This window comes from Vibrio sp. 10N.261.52.A1 (assembly GCF_002876325.1).
Classification (GTDB): domain Bacteria; phylum Pseudomonadota; class Gammaproteobacteria; order Enterobacterales; family Vibrionaceae; genus Vibrio; species Vibrio chagasii.
Genome location: NZ_MCYD01000250.1, coordinates 1 through 946, shown reverse-complemented (window position 1 = coordinate 946; position 946 = coordinate 1). Strand labels below are relative to the sequence as shown.

Below are 946 nucleotides of genomic sequence, written 5' to 3'. Positions count from 1 at the left end.
GATATTAATAGTCTATTAATTATTGGTATTGTTCTAATACCAATTAGAGCTTTACTCGTTAGGCAATCTGCAGTCATAAATGCGTTTAAATATACCGAACTTTCACAATTTCCTAGTATGATACTAGCTCCATTCATTTTGTTGATCCTGGTGCTATTTTTATTTTTCTTTGGTATTAAAATGGATTCACTTTCGCTTGTGTACATGCAAGTTATAACTGCTTCTATTGCATGTTTAGTGGGTTTTATTTTACTTAAGTATGTTCTTAATAAAGAAGGTGTCATTAATCAACATCGTGCCTACAATATTAAAAGTTGGCACAAATCTTTACTTCCTTTTACTCTATTAGTCGTTGTTGGAGTAATGAATAATGAATTGGGGATTTTAGCGCTGGGTATATTTAGTAATAGTGAATCTGTTGCATTTTTTAAAGTTGCGAGTCAAGGGGGGGCTGTTCTAGCTATTGGACTACAAACAGCCAGTGCTGTAACAGGGCCTCGTGTGGTTCGTTTATATCATAAAGGTGATTTACTCAAAACCCAAAAGTTATTGGATGAGAGTGTTAAATTAAGTTCTTATTTATCTTTACCAGCTGCTTTTCTTCTTATTTTTTTTGGTGAGTATTTGATTGGACTTTTGTTTGGGGATGAGTACGGAGCTTCTTCTAAATTGTTAACTATTTTATGCTTTGGTCAGATCTTTAATATTTTATCAGGCTCTGTTGGAATGGTTCTAAACATGACGGGTAACGAAAGCTATACACTCAAGACTCAGCTTTTTACATTACTTGTCACATTACTTTTATTACTAGTTTTAGTGCCTAGATACCATGAAATAGGAGCAGCTATCTCTATTTCTACGAGTCTAATTCTGTGGAATATTATCATGGCTTATAATGTATATCGTCTTACAGGCCTAAAGACGTGGTTTAGGTTTAGTTGAGGAA

The 946-nt window shown here is 33.7% G+C and carries 1 protein-coding gene; it reads left to right on the top strand.

Features of this window, described 5'->3' with window-relative positions; genetic code table 11:
- On the top strand, window positions 1-942 hold a 942-nt coding region (locus tag BCT81_RS03305), incomplete at its 5' end, for a polysaccharide biosynthesis C-terminal domain-containing protein (RefSeq protein ID WP_102423237.1).
- Between the last annotated feature and the right edge of the window lie 4 nt (window positions 943-946).